The sequence below is a fragment of the Halorubrum sp. SS7 genome (genome assembly GCF_005435055.1).
Taxonomy (GTDB): domain Archaea; phylum Halobacteriota; class Halobacteria; order Halobacteriales; family Haloferacaceae; genus Halorubrum; species Halorubrum salinarum.
Map to the genome: position 1 here is coordinate 1 of NZ_SGXV01000398.1, position 371 is coordinate 371.

Genomic DNA, 371 nt, shown 5'->3' on the forward strand with positions numbered 1-371 from the left:
TTCAGAGCTTCTACAACTACCGCGAGTTTGCCGGCGATTCGCTCGACGGCATCGCGGACCTCTCCGAATCGGAACAGCGCCACCTGTTCGGCGGGACGCTGAGTCCGACGCTCAGACTCGACGTGGGGGGCGATCGGACGCGTATCCACGGCCGGCTCGCTCACTGGCACATCCCCACGTCGGAAGAGGGCCTCCCGAACACTGACGGGTATCAGCCCCCCGAAGACGTCGGCTCCGACGACGGCTACGACGGCCGGCCGAACTCCCGGATGGACCGGCACCAGACCGGCGGGTACTCACGCTGATCCCGAGGGCGGAAGCCTGCGGCTTCCGTCGTCGGTGACCGACGGGGCGGCTACTGAGACTCCGTG

The 371-nt window shown here is 67.7% G+C and carries 1 pseudogene; it reads left to right on the forward strand.

Annotation, left to right across the window (positions count from 1 at the left end):
• Positions 1-305, forward strand: a pseudogene (locus EXE44_RS18560) (glycoside hydrolase family 68 protein); the annotation flags it as partial.
• Positions 306-371: the final 66 nt, after the last annotated feature.